Origin of the sequence: Elstera litoralis, from assembly GCF_000963705.1 — a bacterium.
GTDB lineage: Bacteria > Pseudomonadota > Alphaproteobacteria > Elsterales > Elsteraceae > Elstera > Elstera litoralis.
Genome location: NZ_LAJY01000957.1, coordinates 1 through 834 on the forward strand (window position 1 = coordinate 1; position 834 = coordinate 834).

Genomic DNA, 834 nt, shown 5'->3' on the forward strand with positions numbered 1-834 from the left:
CTGTCAAGCGCTTGGTGGAAGTTTTAGGGAATGCCTAAAATTTAGGCTGAGTGGCGAAATTTTTTTCCAAATCAATGACGGAATTCTGTGCATCGCGCCCCTTTTCCAGGCTATGCCTTCCTGGCATGCCTTGTGCTAATCTACCGGCAGGGGGCAAGCTGGCGAATGGGTCGCCAGGCGGAGAAGAAGCGCAGAACCAATGAAAAAAGTCGAAGCGATTATCAAGCCGTTCAAGCTCGACGAGGTCAAAGAAGCCCTCCATGAGATCGGTATTCAAGGGCTGACCGTGACCGAGGCCAAGGGCTTCGGACGTCAGAAAGGCCATACCGAGCTGTATCGGGGGGCTGAATATGTGGTCGATTTTCTCCCGAAGGTGAAAATCGAGATCGTGATGGACGATGCGCTGGTTGAACGCGCCGTTGAAGCGATCCAGCAAGCTGCCCATACTGGCCGCATTGGCGATGGCAAAATCTTCGTCATTCCGGTCGAAGATGCCATTCGTATCCGAACCGGCGAAAAAGGCGGTGACGCGATCTAGCGTCTGCCTTAGCCTAACCTTATCCCTCAACCTTCGCCATCCATCCGAAACGGGAAGATTACACATGTCCGACGCGAAAACCGTACTGTCGTTGATCCAGGAAAATGGCGTGAAGTACGTCGACTTCCGCTTTACCGATCCGCGCGGCAAATGGCACCACACGGCACAGCACATCGTTACGGTCGATGAAGACCTGCTGAACGAAGGCATCATGTTCGACGGCTCGTCGATTGCCGGTTGGAAAGCCATCAACGAATCGGACATGCTGCTGAAGCCGGACCTGTCGACCGCCGTTA

General features: G+C 54.0%; 2 protein-coding genes. Both read left to right on the plus strand.

Annotation, left to right across the window (positions count from 1 at the left end; genetic code table 11):
• Positions 1 to 199: 199 nt before the first annotated feature.
• A complete protein-coding gene (locus VZ95_RS20930) occupies positions 200 to 538 on the plus strand; it encodes a P-II family nitrogen regulator (RefSeq protein ID WP_045777589.1) in 339 nt (112 codons plus the stop codon).
• A 64-nt stretch (positions 539 to 602) separates the two neighbouring features.
• A partial coding sequence (locus VZ95_RS20935; protein ID WP_045777590.1) for a glutamine synthetase occupies positions 603 to 834 on the plus strand: 232 nt, incomplete at its 3' end.

Coding starts and splice junctions, on each gene's coding strand:
- VZ95_RS20930 (WP_045777589.1), top strand. CDS start 200: ATGAAAAAAGTCGAAGCGATTATCAAGCCGTTCAAGCTCGACGAGGTC.